Origin of the sequence: Chamaesiphon sp., assembly GCF_041738855.1 — a bacterium.
Classification (GTDB): Bacteria; Cyanobacteriota; Cyanobacteriia; order Cyanobacteriales; family Chamaesiphonaceae; genus Chamaesiphon.
On sequence record NZ_JBGSPA010000043.1, the window covers coordinates 1 to 25,373 of the forward strand.

The 25,373-nt window shown below is 47.4% G+C and carries 27 protein-coding genes and 1 pseudogene; 5 read left to right on the forward strand and 23 right to left on the reverse strand.

Annotation, left to right across the window (positions count from 1 at the left end; translation table 11 throughout):
- Window positions 1–131 precede the first annotated feature (131 nt).
- The 3 genes from ACEW9I_RS05030 to recF all read right to left on the reverse strand — a co-directional run bounded on the left by ACEW9I_RS05030 (window position 132) and on the right by recF (window position 4,133).
- On the reverse strand, window positions 132–2,201 hold the full coding sequence (locus ACEW9I_RS05030) for a tetratricopeptide repeat protein (RefSeq protein ID WP_373539266.1): 2,070 nt from the start codon (window positions 2,199–2,201) through the stop codon (window positions 132–134).
- Window positions 2,202–2,353: 152 nt separating this feature from the next.
- Window positions 2,354–2,974 (reverse strand): aminoacyl-tRNA hydrolase, encoded by a 621-nt coding sequence (pth, locus tag ACEW9I_RS05035; protein ID WP_373539267.1) that lies wholly within the window; start codon window positions 2,972–2,974, stop codon window positions 2,354–2,356.
- A 46-nt stretch (window positions 2,975–3,020) separates the two neighbouring features.
- Window positions 3,021–4,133, reverse strand: coding sequence for a DNA replication/repair protein RecF (recF, locus tag ACEW9I_RS05040; protein WP_373539268.1), 1,113 nt, complete (start codon window positions 4,131–4,133; stop codon window positions 3,021–3,023).
- Between the two features lie 567 nt (window positions 4,134–4,700).
- On the opposite strand from recF, the gene ACEW9I_RS05045 reads away from it, so the two are divergent.
- Window positions 4,701–6,350, forward strand: a complete 1,650-nt coding sequence (locus tag ACEW9I_RS05045; protein ID WP_373539269.1) for an SWIM zinc finger family protein — start codon at window positions 4,701–4,703, stop codon at window positions 6,348–6,350.
- 77 nt (window positions 6,351–6,427) lie between these two features.
- Here ACEW9I_RS05045 and ACEW9I_RS05050 read toward each other — a convergent pair whose 3' ends face one another.
- The 8 genes from ACEW9I_RS05050 to ACEW9I_RS05085 all read right to left on the reverse strand — a co-directional run bounded on the left by ACEW9I_RS05050 (window position 6,428) and on the right by ACEW9I_RS05085 (window position 12,155).
- Complete coding sequence (locus ACEW9I_RS05050) at window positions 6,428–7,348, reverse strand: cation diffusion facilitator family transporter (RefSeq protein ID WP_373539270.1); 921 nt, start codon at window positions 7,346–7,348, stop codon at window positions 6,428–6,430.
- A 133-nt stretch (window positions 7,349–7,481) separates the two neighbouring features.
- Window positions 7,482–7,946 carry a ubiquinol-cytochrome c reductase iron-sulfur subunit gene (locus tag ACEW9I_RS05055; protein WP_373539271.1) on the reverse strand — a complete coding sequence of 155 codons (465 nt, stop codon included), beginning with the start codon at window positions 7,944–7,946 and terminating at the stop codon, window positions 7,482–7,484.
- A 295-nt stretch (window positions 7,947–8,241) separates the two neighbouring features.
- Window positions 8,242–8,610: a hypothetical protein gene (locus ACEW9I_RS05060; RefSeq protein WP_373539272.1), complete on the reverse strand. Its 369-nt coding sequence runs from the start codon at window positions 8,608–8,610 to the stop codon at window positions 8,242–8,244.
- Between the two features lie 244 nt (window positions 8,611–8,854).
- A complete protein-coding gene (trpA, locus tag ACEW9I_RS05065; protein ID WP_373539273.1) occupies window positions 8,855–9,649 on the reverse strand; it encodes a tryptophan synthase subunit alpha in 795 nt (264 codons plus the stop codon).
- 41 nt (window positions 9,650–9,690) lie between these two features.
- A complete protein-coding gene (locus ACEW9I_RS05070) occupies window positions 9,691–10,011 on the reverse strand; it encodes a DUF3007 family protein (protein WP_373539274.1) in 321 nt (106 codons plus the stop codon).
- A 9-nt stretch (window positions 10,012–10,020) separates the two neighbouring features.
- Complete coding sequence (gene ndhL, locus ACEW9I_RS05075; protein ID WP_373539275.1) at window positions 10,021–10,230, reverse strand: NAD(P)H-quinone oxidoreductase subunit L; 210 nt, start codon at window positions 10,228–10,230, stop codon at window positions 10,021–10,023.
- Window positions 10,231–10,349: 119 nt separating this feature from the next.
- Window positions 10,350–11,492: an N-acetyltransferase family protein gene (locus ACEW9I_RS05080; protein ID WP_373539276.1), complete on the reverse strand. Its 1,143-nt coding sequence runs from the start codon at window positions 11,490–11,492 to the stop codon at window positions 10,350–10,352.
- A 189-nt stretch (window positions 11,493–11,681) separates the two neighbouring features.
- Window positions 11,682–12,155: a hypothetical protein gene (locus tag ACEW9I_RS05085; protein ID WP_373539277.1), complete on the reverse strand. Its 474-nt coding sequence runs from the start codon at window positions 12,153–12,155 to the stop codon at window positions 11,682–11,684.
- 453 nt (window positions 12,156–12,608) lie between these two features.
- On the opposite strand from ACEW9I_RS05085, the gene argH reads away from it, so the two are divergent.
- The gene (argH, locus tag ACEW9I_RS05090) at window positions 12,609–13,991 is read left to right on the forward strand and encodes an argininosuccinate lyase (RefSeq protein WP_373539291.1); all 1,383 of its coding nucleotides are present in this window, start codon (window positions 12,609–12,611) and stop codon (window positions 13,989–13,991) included.
- An 81-nt stretch (window positions 13,992–14,072) separates the two neighbouring features.
- On the opposite strand, the gene ACEW9I_RS05095 is transcribed toward argH, so the two are convergent.
- Entirely contained in the window at window positions 14,073–14,246 is a 174-nt protein-coding gene (locus ACEW9I_RS05095) for a hypothetical protein (RefSeq protein ID WP_310425932.1), read from the reverse strand.
- Window positions 14,247–14,560: 314 nt separating this feature from the next.
- Here ACEW9I_RS05095 and ACEW9I_RS05100 point away from each other — a divergent pair, with 314 nt between their 5' ends.
- Complete coding sequence (locus tag ACEW9I_RS05100) at window positions 14,561–15,409, forward strand: alpha/beta hydrolase (RefSeq protein ID WP_373539278.1); 849 nt, start codon at window positions 14,561–14,563, stop codon at window positions 15,407–15,409.
- Between the two features lie 5 nt (window positions 15,410–15,414).
- On the opposite strand, the gene ACEW9I_RS05105 is transcribed toward ACEW9I_RS05100, so the two are convergent.
- The 8 genes and pseudogenes from ACEW9I_RS05105 to queG form a co-directional block, all read right to left on the reverse strand.
- Window positions 15,415–16,173 (reverse strand): pantothenate kinase, encoded by a 759-nt coding sequence (locus ACEW9I_RS05105; RefSeq protein WP_373539279.1) that lies wholly within the window; start codon window positions 16,171–16,173, stop codon window positions 15,415–15,417.
- 37 nt (window positions 16,174–16,210) lie between these two features.
- Window positions 16,211–17,695 carry an Asp-tRNA(Asn)/Glu-tRNA(Gln) amidotransferase subunit GatB gene (gene gatB, locus ACEW9I_RS05110; protein ID WP_373539280.1) on the reverse strand — a complete coding sequence of 495 codons (1,485 nt, stop codon included), beginning with the start codon at window positions 17,693–17,695 and terminating at the stop codon, window positions 16,211–16,213.
- Between the two features lie 114 nt (window positions 17,696–17,809).
- Window positions 17,810–18,274, reverse strand: a complete 465-nt coding sequence (locus ACEW9I_RS05115) for a cupin domain-containing protein (RefSeq protein ID WP_373539281.1) — start codon at window positions 18,272–18,274, stop codon at window positions 17,810–17,812.
- Between the two features lie 61 nt (window positions 18,275–18,335).
- Entirely contained in the window at window positions 18,336–19,046 is a 711-nt protein-coding gene (msrA, locus tag ACEW9I_RS05120; protein WP_373539282.1) for a peptide-methionine (S)-S-oxide reductase MsrA, read from the reverse strand.
- Window positions 19,047–19,207: 161 nt separating this feature from the next.
- A pseudogene (locus tag ACEW9I_RS05125) lies at window positions 19,208–19,381 on the reverse strand (molybdopterin-dependent oxidoreductase); the annotation flags it as partial.
- A gap of 176 nt (window positions 19,382–19,557) precedes the next feature.
- On the reverse strand, window positions 19,558–20,013 hold the full coding sequence (locus ACEW9I_RS05130; RefSeq protein WP_373539283.1) for a cytochrome b/b6 domain-containing protein: 456 nt from the start codon (window positions 20,011–20,013) through the stop codon (window positions 19,558–19,560).
- A gap of 59 nt (window positions 20,014–20,072) precedes the next feature.
- Window positions 20,073–20,744 (reverse strand): HAD-IA family hydrolase, encoded by a 672-nt coding sequence (locus ACEW9I_RS05135; RefSeq protein WP_373539284.1) that lies wholly within the window; start codon window positions 20,742–20,744, stop codon window positions 20,073–20,075.
- A gap of 59 nt (window positions 20,745–20,803) precedes the next feature.
- On the reverse strand, window positions 20,804–21,733 hold the full coding sequence (gene queG, locus ACEW9I_RS05140) for a tRNA epoxyqueuosine(34) reductase QueG (RefSeq protein WP_373539285.1): 930 nt from the start codon (window positions 21,731–21,733) through the stop codon (window positions 20,804–20,806).
- A 44-nt stretch (window positions 21,734–21,777) separates the two neighbouring features.
- Here queG and ACEW9I_RS05145 point away from each other — a divergent pair, with 44 nt between their 5' ends.
- Both ACEW9I_RS05145 and ACEW9I_RS05150 read left to right on the forward strand, forming a co-directional pair.
- Complete coding sequence (locus tag ACEW9I_RS05145) at window positions 21,778–22,104, forward strand: DUF433 domain-containing protein (protein ID WP_373539286.1); 327 nt, start codon at window positions 21,778–21,780, stop codon at window positions 22,102–22,104.
- On the forward strand, window positions 22,104–22,457 hold the full coding sequence (locus tag ACEW9I_RS05150) for a DUF5615 family PIN-like protein (protein WP_373539287.1): 354 nt from the start codon (window positions 22,104–22,106) through the stop codon (window positions 22,455–22,457). Before ACEW9I_RS05145 ends, ACEW9I_RS05150 begins: the two co-directional genes overlap by 1 nt.
- Before the next feature lie 74 nt (window positions 22,458–22,531).
- Here ACEW9I_RS05150 and ACEW9I_RS05155 read toward each other — a convergent pair whose 3' ends face one another.
- From ACEW9I_RS05155 to ACEW9I_RS05165, 3 genes are all read right to left on the reverse strand, one after another.
- On the reverse strand, window positions 22,532–22,786 hold the full coding sequence (locus tag ACEW9I_RS05155) for a TIGR03643 family protein (protein WP_373539288.1): 255 nt from the start codon (window positions 22,784–22,786) through the stop codon (window positions 22,532–22,534).
- Window positions 22,787–23,108: 322 nt separating this feature from the next.
- Window positions 23,109–24,344 (reverse strand): glycoside hydrolase family 10 protein, encoded by a 1,236-nt coding sequence (locus tag ACEW9I_RS05160; protein ID WP_373539289.1) that lies wholly within the window; start codon window positions 24,342–24,344, stop codon window positions 23,109–23,111.
- A 39-nt stretch (window positions 24,345–24,383) separates the two neighbouring features.
- Window positions 24,384–25,085, reverse strand: a complete 702-nt coding sequence (locus ACEW9I_RS05165) for a class I SAM-dependent methyltransferase (protein ID WP_373539290.1) — start codon at window positions 25,083–25,085, stop codon at window positions 24,384–24,386.
- Window positions 25,086–25,373: the final 288 nt, after the last annotated feature.

Here is a 25,373-nt window from a genome sequence, read left to right on the forward strand (position 1 = left end):
TGACCGCTAATTATCAACAAGCAGAGCTTATTGATAATAATTTATGAAACACTTAGTTTTTGAGGATTGGTAGTGATTGGCTCAAACACAGTCAGGTAATTGATTTGATGATGAGGCTAGCCTCATCGAACTCAGGTTAATACTTGACGATCGAGGTGGTACTTTTCGATCCCTGCCAATTTGAGGTCTGCGACTGTTTGGTTGGCTGATTCGAGTTCCTTGAGCGTCGGTTGAGGGTGTGCGGGGGTATTAGCTGCTACAGGTAATTGTCGATCGACCAAAATGCGGGCGATTTCGACTTTGGCTCTAGTATAGAGATTGGATGTGGGTGGAACTTGTTGTAAGGCGGTAACAGCGGCAGGGCGATCGCCCTGCATCAGTCGGCATCGGGCTAAACCAAAGGCGGATGTGGGATAATTGAGGTCGGTACGCTCGACGATTTCGTACATCTGCGCGGCGAGTTGGTAGTTTTGCCCTTGCTCGGCAGCGATCGCTAATCCCAACTTGGGCGCGAGTTCGCCTGGTAAATCGAAATAAACGCGATCGAATGCTGCTTGCGCTGCCTGAGGCTGATTTTGGACAAGCAGCGATTTGCCACGATACCATTCTACCCGCCAATCCCAGGCATCTTGCTCGGCTACTTGTTCGAGCAGGCGTTCGGCGGTTGTATAGTCATCAGCCGTAATATGACCACTATCAATCAGACTATTTGCCAATCGGAGTTTTGCTTCGCTCGAAGTGGGTATTTGTTTGACTACCTGAGTTAATTGCTCGATCCGGCGATCGATATCTGTACTCATACAGGCATTCAGGACGAGGTTGAAGCCTGGATCTTTGGTATCGATGAGCACATTGGGTAAATGCTGATGACTAGGCTCAATCGGGCTAAAATTGCCCCCAGCAGTGACAGCCAACCTGTCGCCATCGAATAGAATACTCGTCGCTGGACGTGGGGTATTAGTTTCGGCGGCAACGACTTCGCGTAATACGCCCAAAAGTTGTTCTGCCATCTCTTCAGCGGTCTGGAAGCGGTCGTCTGCGGCTGTCGCTGTCGCTTTAAGCAAGAAGCGATAGAGGGATTCTTGCTGTGCAAATACCGAATCTGAATGGGCACTGGGCAAGGTATATTGATGCTCGGTACTGAAGCCCGAAATATTGGTGATGAGTACGGCTAAAGTTCGACCGATCGTAAATAAATCCGATGCAACTGTCGGCCCTTCGCCAGCTTCGGGAGCAGCGTATCCGATCGTCCCATAAATATCCCCGTCGGGGTCGTCAATCTTGCGCGCGCCACCGAGATCGATCAGCTTGATATCGTCCCCTTCGAGCATGACATTATCGGGCTTGAAATCGCAGTAAACCAAGCCGAGCTGATGGAGATAAGCAAAAGATCCCAGCACCCGATGAATATACGCAATGGCTTCAGCTACTGGGAGCTTCCCACGCTCTTTGCGAATTTCCTTGAGCGTTTTGCCACCCACGTATTCCATCACGATATAGCCTTCGGCGTCGTGAGTGACAAAGTTATAAATCCCGACGATATTCGGGTGCTTGACGGCTGCCAAAAATTGCCGCTCGGCGAGAGCTACCGCCGCACTGGCTGCATCTTCACTATTTAATAAACCCTTGAGGACGACATACCGCGATAGTAATTTGTCGAATCCTAAATAGATCCAGCCTAGTCCACCATAGGCGATCGCGCCTTTGACTTCATACTGCTCGCCGACAACATCCCCAGGTACCAGACTCGGCACGAAATTATATTTCTGCCCGCACTTGGTACAAAAGCCTTTATCCCTTTTGACAGCTTGATTGCAAGCCGCACAAAACCGTTTATTTTCAGGTACCTTTGCCTCGGCTAATATTGCTAATTCGGGCTGAGTAGATGGTAATTCGGGAATCGAAACCAATCCCGCACCCAGTTGACGGCGACTACTTTTGCCAACTGTCGGGGCACTCCGCCGCGAACCACGCGATCTATTGCTCGTCGGACTCGACCCCGTACCTGTGGTAACTGAGGCACTGTTAGGCGCAGTTTTGAGGCTCTGGGAGCTAGCTTGAACTGGTTGGTTACTGGTACTTGCCGCGAGTGCAATGTCGAGTTCGGATGGAGATTTGAGCGCAGCCATCCCACAGGTATCGCAATAACCATCATCGATCGTGCCTTTACAGTTGTTCCGAGTGCAAGTTATGGTTGACATACGATTTGCTCAGTTAAAGGAGGGATGCGTGTGCGGGGTTGTCTACAGCTAGGGAATAAATAGTTGCGAATATGCGCCCAAAATCGATTTGGCGGTACTTAATTTAATGCCAGTGTTAATCTCAGTCGCATCTGAAGCTCCCGGATCGCAAATTATTCGGCAAAATCTGGTACGGGAATCGATCGACTGTTATAGAGGCTCATGGCTTTTTCCATTCCTTGCTTGAGACTCATTTCGATCGCATCGTTGACTAAATAAATTACTTCACTGACGATCGGTGTTTCTACTGCTGAAAATTTGCCTAATACGTGAGAAATAGTATCTTTCTCGCCAGCACTTTTACCAATCCCGATCCTAACTCTCGGAAAGTTTTGGGTTCCTAAATGCGAGATGATTGACTTCATCCCATTGTGTCCACCTGCCGAGCCAGACATTCGCAGCCTGATTTTGCCCAGTGGTAAATCTAGATCGTCGTAGACGACTAGTACCGACTCTGGCGGTAACTTAAACCAATCGATCGTTGCTCGGACTGACTGCCCGGAGAGATTCATGAAAGTCTGTGGTTTCAATAATCTTATTTTAGCATTATGGTTACCAAATCCTTCACCATAAGTACCTTGAAATTGTTTGCGGTCGCTCAAACTAATTTGCCAACGTTTAGCGAGAATATCCACTAGATCGAATCCGACATTGTGTCGAGTTTGAGCATATTTAGTACCAGGATTGCCAAGTCCGACAATTAGCTGAGGGATTATCACCAATTCATCACTCATGGTTTAGAGGGTAGAGGGTAGAGAGTAGGAAGCGTAAAAGTGAGATTTAGGCTGGAACTATTTTACCCGATCGCACTTGTAATATCTGCGATGAATCGAGCCACTTGGCATCAAATGCGCCGAGATGTGTGGTTGTAATTAGTGTTTGGAAGCGATCTTCGATGACACTTAGCAATTGATTCTGACGGGTGAGATCGAGTTCTGCTAAGACATCATCGAGGAGCAATAATGGGGGTTCGCCGACGATTTGTTCGATCAGTTCTAGCTCCGCCAATTTGAGTGCTAGGACTAAGGTGCGCTGTTGCCCTTGAGAGCCGTATGATTTGGCTGGAGTAGCATCGATCGACAGTTCGATTTCATCACGATGAGGGCCAACGAGGGTAGTGCCGAGGCTTTGTTCGGCAACGTGGCGGAGGTGCAATCGATCGACAAATGCTTGATAGATCGATTCGGGGGTGTTCTCGATCGCCATGATGTTTGGTGTATAAGTAATTATTAATTGTTCGGTATGATTGCTAATTTTAGTGTGCCATGCACTCGCGATCGGTGCCAGCCTGTCGATGATTCTCATCCGACGCCGGATTACTTTTGTCCCACTGATGATGAGTTGATGATTCCACGATTCCAATTCTGCTGGATCTAAGGCTCGATGTTCTGCTTGTTTGAGGAGAGTATTGCGCTGTTTTAAGATTCGTTGATATTCATGTAAAATGTGTGCGTAAATTGGCTCGATTTGAAACAACAAAGTATCGATCCAATGTCTCCGAGTTTCTGGATTACCTCTGACTAAATCTAGATCTAATGATGAGAATTCGACCGCATTTAAGACCCCTAAAAAATCGAGTTGACGCTTGAGATGTTCGCGATTGATAGTTGCCGTACGTCGCCCTTTGTCTCTGAGTAATAAATCTAGATCGATCGCGCCATGTTTGCGTGTCAGTTGAGCGGTGATTTTACTTTCAGTTTCTCCTGCCAAGACCAAATCTCGATCGCGCGACACGCGGTGACTTTTAAGTGTAGATAATAACTCCACTGCTTCCAAGAGATTGGATTTACCTTGAGCATTATCACCCAGTAAAATTGTCTTGGGTGCCGAAAAAATAATTTCCTGTTCGCGGTAATTCCGAAAGTGACGCAGATGGAGCCGATTTAAATACACGAGCTGGGAGGTAGGGGATATTGGGAAGTGGAAAATGAGATTGGCGATGGGCTAGACAGTGGTAGAAACCGCAACAGCTAGCTCGTGGTGGCCAGTAGTGTCAGTAGCTGAGGCTGCAAATTTGACTACTCGACCCTTATCAATCTTATCTGGTTTGACGATCGCAAAGTTAAGGTCGATCGGGCTTGTGGTGGGTCAGCGGGTTTGAGCGGTAGAATAGATGCTAGTTAGGACTGTTTTGAGGGGAACTAACTACCCTTCCTCTAGTGGCATACCATGATGTTCTCTCGGATCGTGGGCAGCTAAATTGAACGGAACTTTATCAGTATTTTTTGAAATATTAATTCCCTGTCAAAAGATCCTCATACTCCCTTCCCAGTGCAGAATTAGACATCTAATGTAATGGTGAATGGTGGATGGTGGATGGTGAATCAACACTGTCTATTCCTTGGGTGGGAAGGGAGTACCTGGATGAGAAGCTAATCGCATTTAGCCAATCTCCCCATCCCGAATTAATGTTATTTGAAATAACCCTCATTACCAATCGATCGCCCCAGGAGCGCAATCATGGAATTTAATTATAGTTATTCGGGCAACAGTAGCATTTCTAATCGTGGCGATCGCACGAATATGTCCTTTGCTCCCGATGTTACCCGTACCCCAACTTATTTTCGGGGCGAACTCCGCCAAAATATCGCCTTTCGCGAAGCCATTAGTGCCCTCCACGATGTCGTCGTCTCCGACTTGCGCTTCCAGCCCAAAGACAAAACCGCCTACAAAGAATGGGCGGCGCAACGCAATGAGATCGATTGGCAACTCATCGCCACCCAACGGCAGACAATCACCGATAGATTGCGCGAACTCGATGCCGAAATGACCGAACTGCGGCGACGTAGCTCCCAGCGATCGCAAGCATATTATCAAGCTGTCAGCCGTTATTTCGACTATCTTTATCAAAAAGATCGCGATGCCTGGTTTGTCCTCGATCCCGTAATTACCGTCCATCCCGATGAAGTATTCTTTGAGTGTTTCAGTCAAGACGAATCTAGCTACGGACGACTCGGAGCCAGTTATGAGGTGTTTAAAAACGTTGGCGACTTCGCTTGCGGGACTACCAATGTTGATTATTCTGCCTCTTTATACGACGAATTTCAAAAAATTCGCACCTACAAATCTACTGTATTTGAAGTAGATCCCGCTGGCTTTGGTGTCAAAACTGCGGGCGAGGTGGCTTACAAAGAGGTGAAAATCGATCTTCCCGACACATGGGTGCGCGGCTTCCTCCAAGTCAATTCAGCGATGTCCTTGCCTGCAATCAGCTTCGATCTCCACCCGATGGACATCTACAATCTCTGCTTTGTACTGCGCCGCCGCCAGGAAAAACATAGCCCTCGCAGCATGAAGTATCTCCTCACGCCAGGGGAACCGATCCGAGTGATTTTCGAGCCGTGGAATCTTGAAGTAGTTTGCGATCGATCGCTCTATCACGGTACCAAACCCGCAGAAATTCGCACTTGGGGACGACGGCGGTTGCTGATTTTAGAACGCTTGATTCCAGTTGCGCGGAAGTTTACCGTCCATTTATTAGGTACGGGGTTACCCTCTTTTTATGTAGCAGATCTCCACGATTTATCCTTCACCCTTGGTTTATCTGGCTGGACAGCAAATGACTGGGCAAAAGCGGGTAACTTCGATCTGATGGCTCCCCGTGCGACTGTCGATGATTGGACGAAACAAAGAGTATTCGCGGGATTGCAAGAAAATTGGTTGGAAACGCCAGACAATCTCGCCACAAGATTGAAACTCGATCGCAGCATCGTACTGGGTGCTTTGAGTGCATACACTCAAGCAGGGCGGGCGATTTACGATCTCCACAAGCAAGTATATCGCGTCCGCGAACTCACTCAGGAGCCACTGCCGATCGACAAGTTACGATTTGCAAACGATCGCGAATCAGCAGCAAGTGAATTTATTACTAAAAAGCTCGTGAAAGTGGATAGTTCGAGTAGCGATAATAATGGGACATTGCATTTAGCCGGAACGATAACAGATCGATCGCAGACATTTACCCCGACAGTGGAGATCGATCGAGATGAGCGACTGGTTGCCGCTCACTGTACTTGCAATTGGCATCAACAAACTAAGTTGTTTAAAGGGCCATGCGAGCATATTCTCGCGCTGCGAATGCAGCATCAGCGGACTCTGGTAAGGCTCTGAGCAAGAAACCCGAACAACCCGACTTGTGGGAGCAGCAATCCTGGCGCATTCAGGAGTGGGTAGATTCCCGCTTATATCTATGAACGTGGCGTGTCAACTGTGCGATCGAGTTCTAGATCTGTCCAAGATTTGGGGTCTTCGAGTGGTTCCATGTGCGAGACTACATTAGTACCTGGCAGAGCCTGGACGATCGCTTCTTCCACATCTTCACAGAGATCGTGTCCTTGCTGTACCGTCCAATTTCCTGGTACCAAGACATGAAAAGTCACAAATCGCCGCGAACCCGATACTCGCGTGCGGAGGGCGTGGAAGTGAATCCCTTGCGGTTCATAACCGCTAAAAATATTGGCAATCCGAGCGCGATCTGCTGGTGGTAGTGACGTATCGAGCAACCCCGCGCTGGTCTCTTGGAGCATTTTCACCCCCGATCCGAGAATACTTGCTGCAACGCATAAGGCGACGATCGGATCGAGCACCAGCCAACCCGTCAGCTTGACGAGCAAAATCCCCAAGATGACACCGCCAGAAGTCCAGACATCGGTCAACAAATGATGGGCATCAGCACGTAGCGTAATCGATCGCAGTCGCTGTCCCGCACGCAATAGAATCCACGCTACTCCACCATTGATCGCCGTGGCAACTAATGTCAAAAATAACCCCACACCGAGCTGTTCGAGCGGCTGGGGCGAGGACAATCGTCCTACTGCCACGATCGCAATCCCGATTGCGGCGACAACAATCAGGATGCTTTCCAATCCACTCGAAAAGTATTCTGCTTTATTATGCCCGAAGGGATGATCTTCATCGGCGGGAGTTGCGGCAAAAGATAGTGCCCAAAATGCCGCTAGCGCAGCAACCAGATTGATCCCTGATTCCAACGCATCAGATAGTAATCCCACCGAACCAGTGAGAAAATATGCTCCAGTCTTGAGCGCGATCGTCATCAGTGCCGCCGCGATCGACAAATAGGTATATGGGCGCGCCGTTTGAAAACTCATTGGAGTATGGCTCTGAATGATAGGTAGATGAGCCGCTGCCAAAAGCGATCGCGGCAGCTTCACCAGATCGCCGACTTGACAGATGGATCGAGCGTGCTAACCGTTGATATCGCTGCGCTGAGCGGGTAATTTGCTAGATTTTGACCAAAACTTGGGTGCCGACAATTTTCGCTGGATACGTGGCTAACGCTGTGGTCGCAGGCCCTTTCAATACCTTACCGTCGGCGGCAAAATCTGAGTCATGGCAGGGACAGACATATTTTTTCCCCCCAGCTACCCACTTGACATCACAACCTTGATGAGTACATTTGGGATTGACCGCCAGTAGTTGCTGAGGATTGGCGGGATCTCTAGCAACTGCGACTGTGGTAGTTTGGAGATAGCCTGCTTTGTCTAAGTCAGCCACCGAACCGATCGGCGTAAAACCATCCGCCGTTGGTTTGGCAGTTCCTTTGACATCTGTAGTTCCAGTCTGATTATTTGCTGTGGCTGGATCGCTCTTGGATGGAGTGGGAGAGCAAGCCGCCAGTACTACAGGGAAACAGCTTGCCAGCCAACCGATACTAAAATAACCTAATAATGAGCGACGCTTAATCATGGTTTTGAGGATCGGAGCCGATCGAATTTATGCGGATAGTAAGCAGAAATATTCACGAATTTAATCATTATTATATCAACTAACTACACTTTAAATGTCCGAGCCTAATCAAAACCGATCGCCTTTCAAATCACAGTGATGCTACTAATTCTCAACTAACTATTTACGATATCAACTCGGACATCAGCAGTGGATTTATGTGCCGTTTTCCGTGCGTGATGTGTAAGCGATCGCCAGCAATATATGCCGCATTCACCACCTTTTAGCGGCGATCGAATCTCAATAACGAAGATGATTAATTAGCTACTAATTGCTGATATTTAGCAACTGAAAATTTGGAAATCTTGATGATCGAATTTCTCATCTGCTGAGGATTGATGAGAGCGTAAGCATTGGTAGCTAGACAAATTGTGGCTAGTGCAGGGAGAATAAATGTCGGCAACATCACTACACCGATCGCCCACCAAGTAGCAACATGTAGTAAAAGGGCGATCGCTGGCAAAATCGCGATCGAGACACTGAGGCGGATCGCCTGCGTCGATCGCTCGAATGCCACCAATAACGTGGTTACATTTGTCAAGAGTAGGCTAACTGGGACTAAAACCGCACAGATCCCAATACAGTGAACGTGAGAAAATTCGATAATACTACTGAGTTCGAGCATGGTTATTTACTCCCTTCCCTGTGTCAAATTGGACAGCTAGGGTAGAGGTGGATGGTGAATGGTGGATGGTGAATCAAGACTATCTATTTCTTATGTGGTACGGAAGTACTTACATAAGTTGATGCTTGGACAGTTGACAGCGAGGTGGTGAGAGCTTTACTAATTTTACCGAACTTTACAAGGTTGAGGCTCTCTACTCCGCACGATCTGTCATATAAATACAATTTTAGCTTTCATATCGACGCTAACTAATCGCCGCCTTCAAACTCCGACAAAACCGATCGATCTCACTGAGTCCTTCTTGCGGCGTTCCTGTTGCCAACCGTTTGACCATCGCACTCCCGACGATCGCGCCATCTGCGCCCCATGCCCGCACCTGTTGAGCGTGTTCTGGTGCGGCGATCCCAAACCCGATCGCGATCGGTTTGTCAGTGACACTGCGTAGATTTGCCAAAATATCGCCCACCCGCTCGTCCAATCCAGCTCTGATCCCAGTTACACCAGTAACACTGACTAGATAAATAAAGCCTTGAGACTTGGCAGCGATCGCGATGATGCGTTCCTGAGAGCTAGTTGGTGCCACTAGGAGGATGACTTCGATGCCGATTGCTGCCGCAGGTACCAGTAGCTCTTCGGCTTCTTCTAGGGGCAGGTCTGGCACTACCAATCCTTTGACGCCAGCCGCCGCAATCTGGGTCAAGAATTGATGAATCCCGAGGTTGAGGATGGGATTGTAATAAGTAAATAAGATAATCGGTGCTGTGATGTGGGGACTCACCTGAGCTACCATCTCGATCACATCCTGTAATTTGACGCCGCGCGCCAACGCTCGGGTAGCCGCAGCTTGAATGACGGGGCCATCAGCCAAGGGATCGGAATAGGGCACACCTAGCTCGATCAGGTCGGCACCTGCTTTATCGAGGGTTTTGAGTGCTTCAGCCGTAGTTGCCAAATCTGGATCGCCAGCAGTGATAAAGGGAATCAGCGCACACTGTCCGCGATCGCGTAAAGACTCAAAGCAACTAGAAACGGAAAGCATATAGGAACTGGGGAACTGGGGATGGGAAATATCTAACTGAACTAAGTGTTATTGCCGCTTTGGGCGCGCTCTTGCTCGATCTCGGCTTGTAACTGGGCGAGTTGGGCGGGGGTGAGTTCGTCTAATCGTTTTTGCAAGACCGCTTCTTCATAGTCTTTGAGCTGCTGTGCGTAGGTCATATTTTTGGTGGCGACCCGAAATACATAGCTAAATGACCACGCCAAAATGATGCCAACTAGTAATAATTGACTCCAAATCCCCGCACTGATATTGTCCAAGCCAGCAGACTTTAAGCCTAGATAGCCAGCACCACCAATCGCAAATACGACAACCCCGATCGAGATGACATCAATTCTCCGCATGAGCTAGATCTAAACCTCTTGGCGGCGTTGGGGACGAAAATTCAGAAATGGCGATAGTAGTAGTAACCCAGGGAAGAAGAAAAATACGAGAAAGTACATAAATACGCGCTCGATCGAACTCGCTACATACCACCGCTGCTTGAGGTAGAAGTAGAGTGCGCCAGGAATTACCAATAAGTAAGTCCCACTCAAAATTAAATACACTAGAGCGACGATCATAGGTGCGATATTTGGCTACTTAGTCACCTTCTATTCTACCAGCTTGCAGGGTGTGGGACACAACCAGATCTGACGGAGATTCTCAATCGCTCGTCGCTCCTACGCCAATAGTCAGCCGTCTAAATCAAATCTTCCGGCTCGTTTTTGTCAATCCGGTTGGGGAGGGGTTGACGTGCTGGTTGGAGACTTTGGAGCATCTCGGCAAGTTGGAGATTTTCCAAGGAGAGATGTTTGGCTTCGCGGAGCTTGTGCCAGACGGAGCGAGACATCAGTAAGCTGTGTTTGACGCGGACTGCGCCGATTTGTTGGAAGTACTCTTCCCGCTCGGGTTGGTAGTCAGCCGAAACTAGCTGGAGCGACTGACATGGTAGATATTGGCACGATCTAGCTAGTTGCGCCATTAGCTCTGGGTAGAGCCAAGTATATGCTGGATGAACGGTTAATTCGGCTTGATGGGTTTGGCGATCGCGATCCAATGATAGTCGATAGTAACCGATCGCCGCTTTGCGCTGGGTTTCAAAGACATAATTGCTAATCGATTGGCTCTGTTGGAACCATTGTTTGACTTTACCGACTACCGATTGGACGAGATTGTTTTTGAAGTCGTGGATTTGGCGATCGAAAACTTGACGCAGTAATGGCGGCATCGATACTGTGTCTAATTGATAGATGAGTTGGGCATCCGTATTTCGCACGGGCAACAGATTCGGCAGATCTGGTTCGCGCTGTGCCAACTCTTGGAGTAGCTCGGGTGCAATCTCCCAGTAGGTGAGATGCGCTAGGGGTTGAAAACCGTTTTGGCGATAGAGGGCTAGATTGGAACTATCATTGACATCGACTTCGAGTACCCAAGTACTTGCTTCGACGATGTGCTCGAAGCAGTAACGCAATAATTGCGAACCAATATCATTTTTGCCTGTAACTTGTTCTGGGGTACTCGCTTGGCGATCGATCGATACCCATTCTACATACCAAGTACTTCGAGTCCGATTGAAAGGTGAAACACTAATGACGCCGCGTACTTGCTTGTCGCACTCGGCAACTAGCAAGGCTCTATCCGTAAGATTGGGAGTGGGAATAATGTTGAGGAACTGAAACGGGGCATACCACCGAGTCATCTGTTGAAATAGTCGATCGATCTGGGCTTTTACCGCTGGATCGGGAATGGTTGCTTGTTGACATAAGCTGGCAATCGCATCAATATCTCGATATTGCAGCGGACGAACGATCGTCTGATGTTTAGATCCATTATTCGCAGGCATTATATATCCTTTGTCAACCTAGAGGTCAATCTTACTATAACATCTCCGACTAGATCGGGGCTGGAATAGGTCGTGAGGACTTTGGCTAGTGAAGATCTAATGAGTTGATGTCAGTGGTTCCCTGTTGCCAGGAGTGTGAGCGAGCAAACTTGGGACTACTGAGGACAAACGGTGATGAAAATCTGCGAGTTATTTTCTGTCGATGAGAGCAGTCATGCCTTTGATTGCTGCGGTCAAACCTTCGCCAGCTTTGGTTTTGTCTGGTGTTGCACTGCTCATTGCGGTGCTAACTTGTGCTAAGCTGCTTTCGATGGCGGGATAGCTATCACCAGCTTTGGCTTTGAGAATTGGTTGTAGGGCTGGTAGCAGCGCGCTGAATTTGGTGTACTGAGCTTTAGCTTTGGTGATGTCACCGCTTTTAACTGCGCTATTTGCCATCACCAATGCGGTTCTGGCCGGGGTCAACTGAGCTTTTTCAGCAGCAGAGAGGGGGGCACCAGCACTTGCTGCGGGAGCAGTTGTGGCAGGTGTGGTGGCAACAGGTGCAGTAGGGGCGGTAGTGGCGGGCGTAGCTGCGGGAGTTGTGACAGCAGGATCGGTAGTAGTCGTAGTGGTAGTTGTGGTTGTAGCTTCTTTGTTGCCGCAACTGCTAATCAGCAACATGGCACTGAAGCACAATCCGGTTAATAAACCACTGGATTGACTCTTGGACTGTTTAACTCACATCTTGCACCAATACATAAAGACTAGTAAAAGCATAGATCTGAGGGTACCCACAAGCGGCGTTTTTATGCGGGGGTTCCCCCGCATAAAAACACGACAAGACAGAGGCACCCCTACACAATTAACCTGTAGGGGTGCCCCTTGTGGGTACTCTGGATTCATAAGGAGCAATAGTATATTTAAACTGGTGCAAGATGTGAGTTAATAGACATAAGAATGTGATGGTAGAGTTTTGTAGTTTAGATCTACAATCACATCATAACGTGGAAATAGTGACTAGTGAGTGGTCGATCGAGGATAGTGATTAGTAACAGTAAACGTTCTAGCCATCTGCTCGGTAACGCTTACTCATTTATACCCCCTCAGTCAGGAGCAAAGGCTCCTGTGTCCAATATGGATCGACCACAGACATGGAGCGATCGCTTTGAAGGTACTTTACATCCAGCGATCGCCAAATTTAATGCTAGTATCGGCTTCGATCTCGAATTGATCGAATACGATCTCACTGGCTCCTGTGCCCATGCCAAAATGCTCGCGCACACGGGGATTATTAGCCCGACAGAGGGCGAACAACTATTAGCAGGATTGGAACAGATCCGATCGGAATATCGGGCGGGTGATTTCCATCCTGGCGTCGATGCCGAAGATATTCACTTTGCTGTCGAGCGCAGATTGACCGAGATCGCGGGTGACGTGGGCAAAAAGCTCCATACAGCGAGGTCGCGCAACGATCAAGTCGGCACTGATACTCGACTCTACTTGCGCGATCGCATCCACCAGATCCAGACCCAATTGCGCGACTTCCAACAGGTATTGCTCACCCTGGCTGAGGAACATGTCGATACGCTCATCCCTGGATATACGCATCTCCAACGCGCTCAACCGCTAAGTTTGGCACATCACCTGCTGGCTTACTTTGAGATGGCTCAGCGCGACTGGGAGCGGCTGGGAGATGTCTACAAGCGGACGAATATCTCGCCCCTGGGGTGTGGTGCGCTCGCGGGTACGACTTTTCCGATCGATCGTGCCTATACGGCGGAATTACTCGGCTTCGAGGCGATTTATGGCAATAGTCTCGATGGTGTGAGCGATCGCGATTTTGCGATCGAGTTTCTCAGTGCTGCTAGTTTGATTATGATACATTTAAGCCGTTTGGCTGAGGAAGTCATCATCTGGGCATCGGAAGAGTTTCGATTTGTCAGCCTGACCGATCGCTGTGCCACGGGTTCGAGTATCATGCCCCAGAAGAAGAATCCCGATGTGCCCGAGCTGGTACGTGGCAAAACCGGACGTGTATTCGGGCACCTCCAAGCCATGCTGGTACTGATGAAGGGTTTACCGCTGGCTTATAACAAGGATTTGCAAGAAGACAAAGAAGCGTTATTTGATGCTGTCAAGACCGTCCAAGCTTGCCTGGAAGCGATGACGATTTTGATGCAGGAGGGGATCGAATTTCGTCCCGCACGGCTAGCCGCAGCAGTCGCCGCAGATTTTGCCAATGCTACCGATGTTGCTGATTATCTAGCGACTAAGGGCGTACCCTTCCGCGAAGCTTATAATCTAGTTGGAAAAGTAGTTAAAACTTGCTTGAGCCAAAACAAACTGCTCAAGGATCTAAGTATGGAGGAATGGCAAGAGCTACATCCCGCATTTGAGCCAGATATTTATGCCGCCATCGATCCCAGACAAGTAGTAGCGGCGCGAAATAGCTATGGTGGGACTGGCTTCGAGCAGGTTCGTCAAGCGATCGATCGCGCCAAGACTCAACTTATCTAAGTAACATCGTAGGGGCAAAGGCAATAGCTCTCAGGGAAACTCATTCCCCTAAAGCCCAAAGCCTAACCCCTAAAGCCTAATTTAAGTTGCTGCTGCTGAAGTATCTTCGTTATCTTCCTCAGCCGAAGTACCACTAGATTGAGGACGGAATCTCGACTTGAACATCCGACCGCCAGTGGGGCGTTTTCTAAACTTACGAGCGTATGCTTGATTACGCTCCGCCTTTTCCTTCTTCAGGTTGCGGCGTTTTGCCATATTTGCCTCTGTAAAAATAAACGATAAAAAACATTCACCAACCCGATTGGGACTGGATCTGTCAGGGCTGTGCTAGAAATCCATCATAGCTAGCTCGATCGACGATCGACGATCGGGGCTAACTTTCGGAAGTTAATCCAATCGAATGTAGCTTTGAGCCGATCCTATCATACGCGATCGCGAGGTAAAAATACTAGTGCGGAGATTGAAGTGTCGGCTTCAACAGTTGTATTATTGAGCTAACTAATGATAGCTGCTCTGATGCCATCATCCGCTCGATCTAGTGGTTCGCTGTCCCTCATCATCTCGCCCCTATGGTCGCTTGCAGTTCTCGAATCAAACTCTCAGTTGGGCAAATATCCTGGCGGGAAGTGGGAGACGCTCGGCTACCTACCGTCATCTTTTTGCATGGCAGTTGGCACGATCGCACCCAATGGCAGGAAGCAATCGCCATTCTCAGCAGCAGCTTTCATTGCTTGGCGATCGATTTATTGGGCTATGGTAATTCTACTGCAATTGAGACCCCAACTGCCATCTCGATCGAAGTTGATGCTCTCCATGAATTTTTGACTGCACTAAAACTACACTCGGTGTATTTGGTCGGACATTCTCTTGGTGCCTGGGTTGCCCTCAGTTATACATTGAAATTTCCCGACAGAGTTCTCGGTGTAGTTGCTATTTCACCGGAAGGATCTGCTTTACCCACTTGGCAACAATATGGACGCTCGACCATCTGGTTGCTCTCCCAGCCTTGGCTATTTACGCTGTGGTTGCGGAGTTTGCAGATCCTGACTTCGCTCGGTGATGGTGATGTTTTTCTAGCCAAAAGTCAAGCTTATTGGCATTTTTTCACCAAGTTCCCCACTACTTGCAAATTACTTTTTGAGCGATCTACTGGTGAAATTAAACTTGAATTAATTACAGATCGATTAGCTCAAATTCGATCCCCATTATTAGTTTTAAATAATGAAAATGCTGCTTTACACACGAGCGAGTCAGGTGAATTTTCTACTAGAGTGGTGGGGAAGTCTAAAGATAAATCAATCGAGCGATTGAATTACGCTTTCTCGTCAACAGCAACCAGCTACCTTACTCAGGAAATCACCGCATTTGTAGATCGGATTCAAGCTCAGATCGATCGAGAAGAAGTAGAGTTGTGGTAGCAAGTTCAAGAATATCTATCCGCTAAAATTGCTGCTAATCCATGAAATAATAACTCGCGATCGAGTACGATTTTGTCACTGAAATCTACCTGTACATATCTAGCCAATAGTTCTCCATCACCACCAGTAAAAACAATCTGACTACCTGGAAATAACTGGTGCCAATCGCGAATGAAATCACCAATCCCTGAGCTGACAGTATGCAAGATGCCACTGGCGATCGATCCTGGCGTACTGTCACTCCAGCGCAGTGGTAGTTGGTGCGGTAATATTATTTCTGGTAATGCGGCGGTACCCAGATATAGCGAAGATATTTGCAATCTCAACCCTGGTAAAATTGCGCCACCAACAAGACAGCAATTAGTATCTATCCCCGTAATTGTCAATGCCGTACCGCCATCGATTACTAATACTGGATATCCGTAGACTTCACCTGCCCCAAAAGTAGCTACAGCTCGATCGATTCCCAATGTTGGATAGAGATTATTTAAGGGAATATCGGCTAAAGTAATTTGTTTAACTTGCGCTAAATGTTGCCAAATTGTTGTTTGATTGGGAACGACGGAGACTAGATAGATCGGGATGAGATCGATCTCGATTTGAGATTGGTTAATTAATGCTTGTAGATCGATGGGGAATGACTCTGAAAATCGATCGATAGTTAGGTATTCGGTATCCCAACTAGCTTGGAGTTTGGTATTTAAAAACCAAGCCCAATGATAGCGAGAATTACCGATCGATAATCCAATTTGACTATTTTCCATCTCTCGCATCTAAATCCCCTCCGAGGAGGAGATTTTTTTAGCTATTGAGTTTTTTAGCTAGGATTTCATTGGCTAATTTTGGTTCGGCGCGTCCGCCTGTTTGTTTCATGAGTTGTCCGACAAAGAAACCCAAGAGCTTAGTTTTGCCAGCTTTGTATTGCTCCAATTCTTTGGGATTGGCTGCTAGTAGTTCATCAACAATTTTTGCTAATTCGGTAGGATCGGAGATCGAAGTCAACCCTTTGCTATCTACCAACTTTTGCACCGAGCCACCGTGCTCGAATAGTTCGGGGAGAATTTCCTTGGCAATTTTACCGTTAATTGTACCTTTATCAATCAGTCCGATGAGTTCTGCCAAAATAGTTGGCGTGAGGGCGATGTCTTTGATACCTACTTTTTGAGTTTTGAGATAGGCGGTAATGTCACCCATTACCCAGTTCGCCGCTTGTTTGATATCTGCACCAGCGGTAATTGCTGCTTCGAGATATTCGGCCACAGATCGATCGTCGGTGAGGACGCGGGTATCATAGGGCGATAGACCGAGTTCTGCTTGATAGCGGTGACGTTTTTGGACGGGTAATTCGGGAAGTTCGGCTTTCCAGGCAGCTTTTTGGCTATCTGCCAAAATCATCGGCGTCAGATCTGGTTCGGGGAAATACCGATAATCGCTGGCACCTTCCTTGCTCCGCATACTAATCGTGCGTTGGGTGCCTTCTTCCCACAGTCTAGTTTCTTGGAAGATTGGCTCGTTGTTGCCAATAGCCGCAATTTGTCTTTCGATCTCGTAATCGATCGCGCGTTGAATGGCACTAAAGGAGTTCATATTCTTGATCTCTACTTTAACTCCAAACGCCTCACGACCCACAGGACGCACGGAAATATTCACATCACAGCGCAGGGAACCTTCTTGCATATTCCCGTCGCCAACGCCCAAATAGCGGATAATCCGGCGAATTTCTTGGGCGTATTCAGCCGCTTCGACACCACTGCGAAGATCGGGTTCGGAGACGATTTCACACAAGGGGACACCAGTCCGATTGTAGTCTACTAGCGAGTGGCTAGAGCCAGACAATCTGTCACTACCGCCATGCACGAGCTTACCGGCATCCTCTTCCATGTGCATCCGCGTGATGCCAATTTTCTTGCGGGTAGGATTGCCAGCGTCATCGAGGATTTCGATCTCTACCCAACCATGTTCGGCGATGGGAAGATCGTATTGAGTGATTTGATAGTTTTTGGGTAAGTCGGGATAAAAATATTGCTTGCGATCGAATTTACTATAGGCAGCAATCTCACAATTGAGAGCCAACCCTGCTTTGACAGCATACTCGTAGACTTTCTCATTCAATACTGGCAACACTCCAGGCATCGCCGTACACACAGGGCAAATATTGTGATTGGGGACAGCACCAAACTCGGTCGAACAGTTACAAAAAATCTTGGTAGCAGTGTTGAGTTGACAGTGAGTTTCTAACCCAATTACGGCTTCATACTGGATTTTAGTCGGGGTAGCTACGGTCATGCGGCTATAAAAAATTGGTGGAGAGCATCTATCTGTTATTGTATCGCGCTGGTGGCGTAGCCTCTCGATCGGAGGATCGCAGCCAGGGGTGAGTAGACATCATCGCAGGCACTACTAGGCAGCACTCATCTCAAAATCGGCGAAGTCAAATCCAGGCACCACCACACAAGCCACCAGCGCATATCCTGCCAGAGACTCGCTAGCAACTGGTTGAGCCTGTTGCCAATAATTTGGCGGTACCACAGCTTGCCAGCAGTCATCTCGACCGAGATAAATGACCGCTGGAGATCCCGCGTCTAGAGTTTTGGCGATGACTAGCTCCAACGGATCGCCTGCTTGATGAAACCATAACTCCGCCGATCTTACTCGATGCCACCGAGAGCGATAACCAGTTGGCAACAAAAATAAAATCGCAGTACCCGCCGCTCGATCGCCAGTATAATCAGGTGGTAAAATCGCCTGAGGTAAAGCTAAATCCGATCGCCAAGTTTCACGATAAAAGCCCCCTTCAGGATGCGGCTGCAATTGCAAGCGATCGATTAAATTGATAATAGCAGTAGAGAGTGGAGTAGAAGGCATGAATATTGTGACTGGCTCTTACAAGTACATCAAAGAATAATAGATTTAAGCAAACATCCTCTCAATTCTTTTGAATTAACTCTGGAAAATTTTGACGTAAGTGGGCAAGCTTTGGTAGATCGAATCTAACGATGTAGGCTTGAGTGGGATTCCGATCGATAAAGTTCTGATGATAGTCTTCAGCAGTATAAAATTTGGTTAATGGTACCAGTTGAGTTGCAATTGGCTCGGCAAAAATGTGAGCTTTATTAAGCGTTTCGATATAAGCTGTCGCTACTTGTTGCTGTGCGGGAGTATTGAAAAAAATTGCCGATCGATATTGAGTACCGCTATCTGGTGACTGACGATTTATCTGAGTCGGATCGTGAGCGATGAGAAAGTAAATCTTTAGTAATTGTCCATAGGAAATCTGGGTCGGATCGTAAGTAATTTCGATCGCTTCTGCATGATCTGTCCTGCCAGTGCTGACAGTATCATAGTTAGCAGTTGCCGCAGTTCCACCAGCATAACCAGAAATTACATTAGTCACACCTCTGAGGTCTTCAAATACTGCTTCCAACCCCCAAAAACAGCCGCCAGCAAGGACGATTTTTTGTGCCCCGTGGCTATTTGCATTAGGAAGCTCTGTTGGTAAATCGATATTCATGCCTGCCAAGATTTTGGGAGTAGCATCGGCAGTGGGACTAGAAAAAGTTGTACGTGGAACACTAATGGCAAATACCAGTAATGAAAGTACACAGAGGCTAAATAGGAGGCGGTAGTTACGCAACATAATGAGAAGTTGGGCGAGCTTATATCAGTTGAACTTGAGTTGTAATTACAATTTAAATGCTGCTATTTTAGCGACGATCGCGTGGAGTCTTTGTTAGAATAGGATAATTTTTTTGAGTTTCATCACATTTTATGACGAGATTTCGAGAGCGGTATCAATAACTAGATACCCGCAAACCATTCATAACCTTGTTCCTCCCAGTAACCTTTGCCGCCTTGAGGAATTTGACTGGCAAAGTTTACTTTCGTCACCCATTTTGATTGTTTATAGCCTAATTTAATTGGTGAAGCGAGGCGGAGTGGAGCACCATTGTCTACAGGTAAAGTAGCGAAATTGGTACAGTTGAAAAATGTACCATCCGTAAAATTTGCCAATTGATAAACAACCCCGATAGCCAATATAATTGAGCGGGTTTATACATTGCCAATCCTGACGCGATCGCCAGCAATAGCACTGGAATAAGGGATCATCCCACTTTTTATTCAGGCGATCAGAGAATAATTTTAAAGCCTTATAAAATATAGGGGTTGACAGCTAGTACCTTCGATCGATTTAAAAAAGTGGGATGCTCCCCTGGAATAATCCCTGTATAGATTAAACGGTGCCAAGAATACATCCGGCGTTTGGGATTTTGCCCGACTTGTAATGCCTTGAGATCTTGTTTGGAAAAGAACTTCTTTTTCCAGCGTTGAGTGATAAAAATATAGATCCCGTAAATCAGTAAGGTAAAAGCAAATACCCACATTATTGTCAAGTGCCAATCTCTACCGCCAGCCAACCAACCGCCCAAAGTTGCCCATGCAGGGAATCGCCACCCACTTTTACCACCAAATACTGGAGTGGCATTGTAAATCTGCAAACCACTAGCCATCATCAAGAACAAACTGATAATAATCACACCGTGGAGGATTTTAACAAAATTCGTTTGTGGTGGAACGGGTGGGGATTTCTGAGATCGTTTATTCATAGAGGGGAGGATAGCGGTTAGATCTTTATGCTTCACACAGAATGCCCACTTAATTAGGTTTACAGACAGGCTAAATGACCTGCTTGCGGCGGATAAAACCGAGCTAGCGCATTAATCAATGCTAGGGGTTTGGTGATCAGCAGATCTGGTTGTCGATCCATCAGAGCTGTGGGGGCATTAAAACCCCACCCGACGGCGACAACGCGGATTTCGATCGATCTAGCGGCTTGAATATCGCGGATCTCGTCACCGATATAGATGACATCAGATTTGGGACAATGATATTGGCGAATTAGTTTGCCGATTGCCCTACCTTTGCCGAAAATCGAAGCACTATTGACAAAATCAAATAAATGTTCGATCTGATTTTGCTTCAAGAGCGATCGAATGTTTGCTTCGGCATTGGAGCTGACAATTCCTAACCGATACCCTTGGAGCTTGAGGGTATTTAATAGTTCGATGATGCCTGGAAATAATTTGACATTCCGTACTTCGCCAGGAAACTCTTCTTTGACTCGCTTGAGTAAGAATGGGAGTTTCCACAGGGCAACTTTGGACAGTTTGATGATTTCCCAGGAGCTGAGATATTTGAGATCGATCGACTGCTCATCGCTAATCTGCGCGTAGCCAAATTCTGGTGCCAATCGATTGCTAATTCGCAGCAAGGCACCCAAGGTATCTGCGAGGGTACCGTCAAAATCAAACACGATCAGTTTAGAATTGTTACGCATATATGAGAAGCCGATGCCAGTTTTATGATTGTAATCTAATTAACGTTCGAGCGGAACCTCTAAATATGAAGATTTGCGATGGCATTGCGTCGCCACATCGCTGGCTTAATTCTACGCAATGCTGAGGCTCTAAAGCTGCGATCCCACGAGGCATCTGTCAGCGATCCCAGCGCGGTTAATGTGTGAGCGAGATTACTCGGCTGGGGCTGAAAATCGGCTACATCTGTAGGTTGAGCGAATCTTTGATTCCACGGGCAGACATCTTGACAAATATCACAACCTGCCACCCATCCTTGGAGATTTTTTGCTATTTCTGGTGGCAATGTCTCGGCGCGGTTTTCGATCGTATGATAAGCGATACATCGATTGGCATCGACCACAAACGGTTGGGTAATTGCGCCAGTCGGACAAGCAGAAATACACCGCGTACATGTACCGCAGTGTTGAGTGTGGGGATCGCTAGGAGTGAGATCGAGACTAGTTACGATCTCGCCCAAAAATATCCACGAACCATAGTGACGATTGATGACATTTCCGTTTTTACCAATCCAACCGATCCCCGCAGCTTGTGCCCAGTATTTATCTAAAATTGGGCCAGTATCGACGTAGTAACGTGCCTCGACATTATCAAACTCTTGAATGAGCCAGCTATTAAGTTGTTTGAGTTTTTTGGTCAATACTTTGTGATAGTCTCGTCCCCAAGCGTAGCGGGCAATTTTGGCATGTGTGGGGCTATCTGGACGTTGGTGGGGGGTGTAATAGTTGAGCGCGAGGGCGATGACTGTCTTGGCGGCAGGCATGAGGCGGTAGATGTCCTGGCGGCGGGGGTCGGACATCCATGCCATATCGGCTTGATAGCCCAAGGATAACCACTCTTGGAGGCGAGTGGCGGCAGTGCGGGTGGTGTTGGGATCGATGGCGGCGATCCCAACGGCGTGGAAGCCGATTTGGTGGGCACGATCTTCGATTTGCTGGGTAAGATCGTTCATAATGATACTTAGATATTGTTGGCGCGTGGGTTCACGGTAGTTTTATGACTCTTCAAAATTTAGAACCACAACTACTTGCTCTGACGCCAAATGAGAAAACACAAGCGATCCAAATCTTGGCTCAAAGCTTGGGTAATCCTTGGCGAGGAATTGAAAAAACTCCAGGAGTATGTGGTGGTGATGCTTGTATTGCCCGCACTCGGATTCCCATCTGGGTGTTAGTCAATGCTCGGAACATCGGTATTAGCGAAGCTCAACTGTTGCAAGATTATCTAACTTTATCTGCAACTGACTTAACTAATGCTTGGATTTATGCCATAGTATACCTAGACGAAATTACCATCGCTATTCAGGAGAATGAATCAGCTTAATGGTTCGGTTGTATGCAGATGAACAGTTTCCCTTGGCAGTTGTAGAGCATTTAGGTAGTTTAGGTCATGACATTTTGACTGTTCAAGCAGCCGGAAATGCTAACTTAAAAATTCCTGACGATCGAGTGCTGGAATTTGCGACTGTTGAGAGTAGGATTATTTTAACTTTAAATCGCCGAGATTTTAAACGCCTACATCGGTTGCAACCCAGTCATGCTGGTATAATTGTCTACACAGACGATCGCGATCGTAGTGCCTTAGCCGATCGCATTCATGCAGCTATTTTAGCAGAGACACCATTGGTAGATAAATTGATTAGTGTGGTGCGTCCTGCCAAAGCGACTAGTCTTTGATGGAAATTAAGAATATTGGATAATGGAAACTGCGGCTACAGTCGGGATGAGTTACTCTACCCGACTTCTCACCCCTAACCTTTTTGATTTTGGGACTTAAAGCGTCCAGCGATGAAGTCGCGGCGGGTGGCGTGTTTGGTGGATCTGCCCGTGACGCGTTCGCGCCACATGCGGAAGCTGGAGGCTTTCATCTCGCGGCGCATTAGGGCGATGACTTGGGGTTCGCTCAGCCCAAATTGCAACTCGATCGATTCAAATGTCGTGCGATCTTCCCAAGCCATTTCGAGGACGCGATCGATCGTTTCGGAGTCTAATTCTGGTAATTCCATGACTGCCTGCTTCAGTAGGTACTTATATACTAGTTGTAAATTAGATGTCTAGGGTGGTGAGTGAATGGTGAATGGTGAATGTTGATTCGCGGCTTGACTATTGCCTGGTGCGTTACGCTTGCGCTAACACACCAGACAACTACCCACCCTACTTACTTAATTCTAAACGATCGCTCAAAACCTAAAGCCTAAAGCCTAAATCCCAAAACCTAAAGCCTGCAAGGTTGCGCTGTCTTGACCCAAACACATGCGGAGGGAACCTCCGCGTGATTTGGGTCGCTAAACCCTCGGCAAAGCCTACGTATCGCGCATCCGCTAAAGCCTAAAGACTAACCCGCGCCACTGACTGGGCGAAGACCTGTTTGAATCCTTCTTTACGGACTGTCGCTGGTTCGGTTGTCAATTTCCAGAGGGTTTCGTAGAAGAAGAATGATACACCTGCTAAACCTTCTTTGCGAACTGCGGCAATTTGGGTTTGGATTTGTTTCATGGGTATGGGTTTTGGTTTGACTCCTGTTAAGATACCAATACCGACAGGGATATGTTTGCTTGCTAGTTTGACTTCAGGTTTTTGTAATTCGCCGACAAATGTGGCTAAATTATCTCGATAGACTTGAATTAATAGTTCTTCAACCAAGCCTTGACGTTCCCATTTTGCCCAGTCTTGGAGAAAGAAGCTTTTGGCAAAGCTTTGGGGATTGGGAGAGATTGAGACGATCGCTTGAGGCTTTGCGGCTTTGATTGCAAAGAATAGCTCGCGCATCAGAGCGGTGATTTTGTCGGCGCGCCAGTTAATCCACTCTTCATTTTTTGGATCTGTAGGCGGGAGTTTACCTTGATGTTCTGCTTTGTATAAATCGACTGTAAACTTGTCATAACCAAACTCAGAGGGTAAACCGAAATGATCGTCAAATTGAATGCCATCAACGTCATATTTGCGGGCTACTTCGACGACTAAATCAATGATAAATTGTTTTACTTCTGGTTTGAAAGGATTGAGCCAGACGCGTGGATCTTTACCTTCTTTCCAGATCGTGCCACCATCTTGTTTTTGGGTGAGCCAATCGGGATGGAGTTTGGCAAGATCGGAACCAGCCGGATCGGTGGTTGCAGGTGCCATAAATCCAAATTCAAACCAGGGAATTACAGCAATGCCGCGTTTGTGTCCTTGAGCTACCAGTTCTTTGAGTACGTCGCGTCCTTCTAAGCCTTCGGAGCGAGTCAGTTGGCGATTAATCAATAATCCTGCTGCTCGTTTGGGCATGAAGCTACTGCCGACGACACGTTTGGCAACTTGACTGGGATAGGTGGTGTAACCCCAATTCCAGACGACTGGATAAATAGTATTGAAGTTGAGTTGACGCAGATCCTTGATGGCAGTAGCTAAGCGATCGCGTGTAAATAATACGTCACTATCTACATTGGTAATCCAGACACCGCGAATTTCTCGCATCGATTTGGCTGGTACCGATCGAGTAAAAGAGAGCGTTGGGATACTCAAGGACAATATTAATCCGATCGCGATACATAATCCAAACCAAAATTTGCGATTCAACATGTAGATATCTGAAAGTAATTAGTAGTTGACAACTCGATATTAGGGGCGATCGACGATCTTTTTCTGACGTTCGAGTGTCCAATGTAGGTCGGAGGTTTGAGTCAATTTTACATGATTCAAGCCAACTCGATCGATCGACTCTTGCACTTCAGTTAGTGTCAGTGCTGCTTTAAGTGAGTCACGAAATAACTGCTGCTGGCGATCGTCATAACCATCACCAAATTTAGCAACTAACTCATTGACAAGATCGTCATTTGCTGGCCTAATCAGATCGCGAATCAAGATCGCTCCATCTAATTTCACTAAACGGTTAATCTCCGCAAATAGCAATGATGGCTCGGGTAGATGGTGAGCTAAACTATTGGAAACTACCATGTCAAATTCGCGATCTGGATATGGCATCCGTTTGGAATCTACCCGCTCCAATCTAATCCGTTGCGTCAATTTAGCCGCTTCAATATTGCGTTGACCGATAATCAGCATTGATTGTGCCAGATCGATCCCCGTGAATAGATATTGAGGTCGTTGCTGACACATCAGGATCGGAATACGTGCCGTCCCAGTACCAATATCCAAAATTCTGACAGCCTGGGGATCTAAGGCGATCGCCTCAGCGGCAAATAAGGTATTTACCGACTCAAAGTCCATCGCGTCATAGGCTGTTGCTTCGAGCCATGTATCCATCACTTCCGGTTCGAGAATTCTGTCCATGACGTTATGGTGATAATTGCTAGCATTCATTCTAGTAGACTTCTTACTCCAGTTAGTTAGCTAGCGGTTGTGTCTTGTCTTGAAGCGCAATATAGCAGTCGCCACATCGGTTAAGACACTCTAGATCTCAGTCCGCGTAGCGATGAGCGATACGTAGGCTTTGCCGAGGGTTTAGCGACCCAAATCACGCGGAGGTTCCCTCCGCATGTGTTTGGGTCAAGACAGCGCATCAGCGACCGAAATCGCGCTGAGGTCTCCTCGTGCTAAGCGTTTCGGTCAAGACAAGACAGGCGGACTTTGCAGCAATAGCGGCGATTT

Coding starts and splice junctions, on each gene's coding strand:
- ACEW9I_RS05030 (WP_373539266.1), bottom strand. CDS start 2,201: ATGTCAACCATAACTTGCACTCGGAACAACTGTAAAGGCACGATCGAT.
- pth (WP_373539267.1), bottom strand. CDS start 2,974: ATGAGTGATGAATTGGTGATAATCCCTCAGCTAATTGTCGGACTTGGC.
- ACEW9I_RS05045 (WP_373539269.1), top strand. CDS start 4,701: ATGGAATTTAATTATAGTTATTCGGGCAACAGTAGCATTTCTAATCGT.
- ACEW9I_RS05050 (WP_373539270.1), bottom strand. CDS start 7,348: ATGAGTTTTCAAACGGCGCGCCCATATACCTATTTGTCGATCGCGGCG.
- ACEW9I_RS05055 (WP_373539271.1), bottom strand. CDS start 7,946: ATGATTAAGCGTCGCTCATTATTAGGTTATTTTAGTATCGGTTGGCTG.
- ACEW9I_RS05060 (WP_373539272.1), bottom strand. CDS start 8,610: ATGCTCGAACTCAGTAGTATTATCGAATTTTCTCACGTTCACTGTATT.
- trpA (WP_373539273.1), bottom strand. CDS start 9,649: ATGCTTTCCGTTTCTAGTTGCTTTGAGTCTTTACGCGATCGCGGACAG.
- ACEW9I_RS05070 (WP_373539274.1), bottom strand. CDS start 10,011: ATGCGGAGAATTGATGTCATCTCGATCGGGGTTGTCGTATTTGCGATT.
- ndhL (WP_373539275.1), bottom strand. CDS start 10,230: ATGATCGTCGCTCTAGTGTATTTAATTTTGAGTGGGACTTACTTATTG.
- ACEW9I_RS05080 (WP_373539276.1), bottom strand. CDS start 11,492: ATGCCTGCGAATAATGGATCTAAACATCAGACGATCGTTCGTCCGCTG.
- ACEW9I_RS05085 (WP_373539277.1), bottom strand. CDS start 12,155: ATGTTGCTGATTAGCAGTTGCGGCAACAAAGAAGCTACAACCACAACT.
- argH (WP_373539291.1), top strand. CDS start 12,609: ATGGATCGACCACAGACATGGAGCGATCGCTTTGAAGGTACTTTACAT.
- ACEW9I_RS05095 (WP_310425932.1), bottom strand. CDS start 14,246: ATGGCAAAACGCCGCAACCTGAAGAAGGAAAAGGCGGAGCGTAATCAA.
- ACEW9I_RS05100 (WP_373539278.1), top strand. CDS start 14,561: ATGGTCGCTTGCAGTTCTCGAATCAAACTCTCAGTTGGGCAAATATCC.
- ACEW9I_RS05105 (WP_373539279.1), bottom strand. CDS start 16,173: ATGGAAAATAGTCAAATTGGATTATCGATCGGTAATTCTCGCTATCAT.
- gatB (WP_373539280.1), bottom strand. CDS start 17,695: ATGACCGTAGCTACCCCGACTAAAATCCAGTATGAAGCCGTAATTGGG.
- ACEW9I_RS05115 (WP_373539281.1), bottom strand. CDS start 18,274: ATGCCTTCTACTCCACTCTCTACTGCTATTATCAATTTAATCGATCGC.
- msrA (WP_373539282.1), bottom strand. CDS start 19,046: ATGTTGCGTAACTACCGCCTCCTATTTAGCCTCTGTGTACTTTCATTA.
- ACEW9I_RS05130 (WP_373539283.1), bottom strand. CDS start 20,013: ATGAATAAACGATCTCAGAAATCCCCACCCGTTCCACCACAAACGAAT.
- ACEW9I_RS05135 (WP_373539284.1), bottom strand. CDS start 20,744: ATGCGTAACAATTCTAAACTGATCGTGTTTGATTTTGACGGTACCCTC.
- queG (WP_373539285.1), bottom strand. CDS start 21,733: ATGAACGATCTTACCCAGCAAATCGAAGATCGTGCCCACCAAATCGGC.
- ACEW9I_RS05145 (WP_373539286.1), top strand. CDS start 21,778: ATGACTCTTCAAAATTTAGAACCACAACTACTTGCTCTGACGCCAAAT.
- ACEW9I_RS05150 (WP_373539287.1), top strand. CDS start 22,104: ATGGTTCGGTTGTATGCAGATGAACAGTTTCCCTTGGCAGTTGTAGAG.
- ACEW9I_RS05155 (WP_373539288.1), bottom strand. CDS start 22,786: ATGGAATTACCAGAATTAGACTCCGAAACGATCGATCGCGTCCTCGAA.
- ACEW9I_RS05160 (WP_373539289.1), bottom strand. CDS start 24,344: ATGTTGAATCGCAAATTTTGGTTTGGATTATGTATCGCGATCGGATTA.
- ACEW9I_RS05165 (WP_373539290.1), bottom strand. CDS start 25,085: ATGAATGCTAGCAATTATCACCATAACGTCATGGACAGAATTCTCGAA.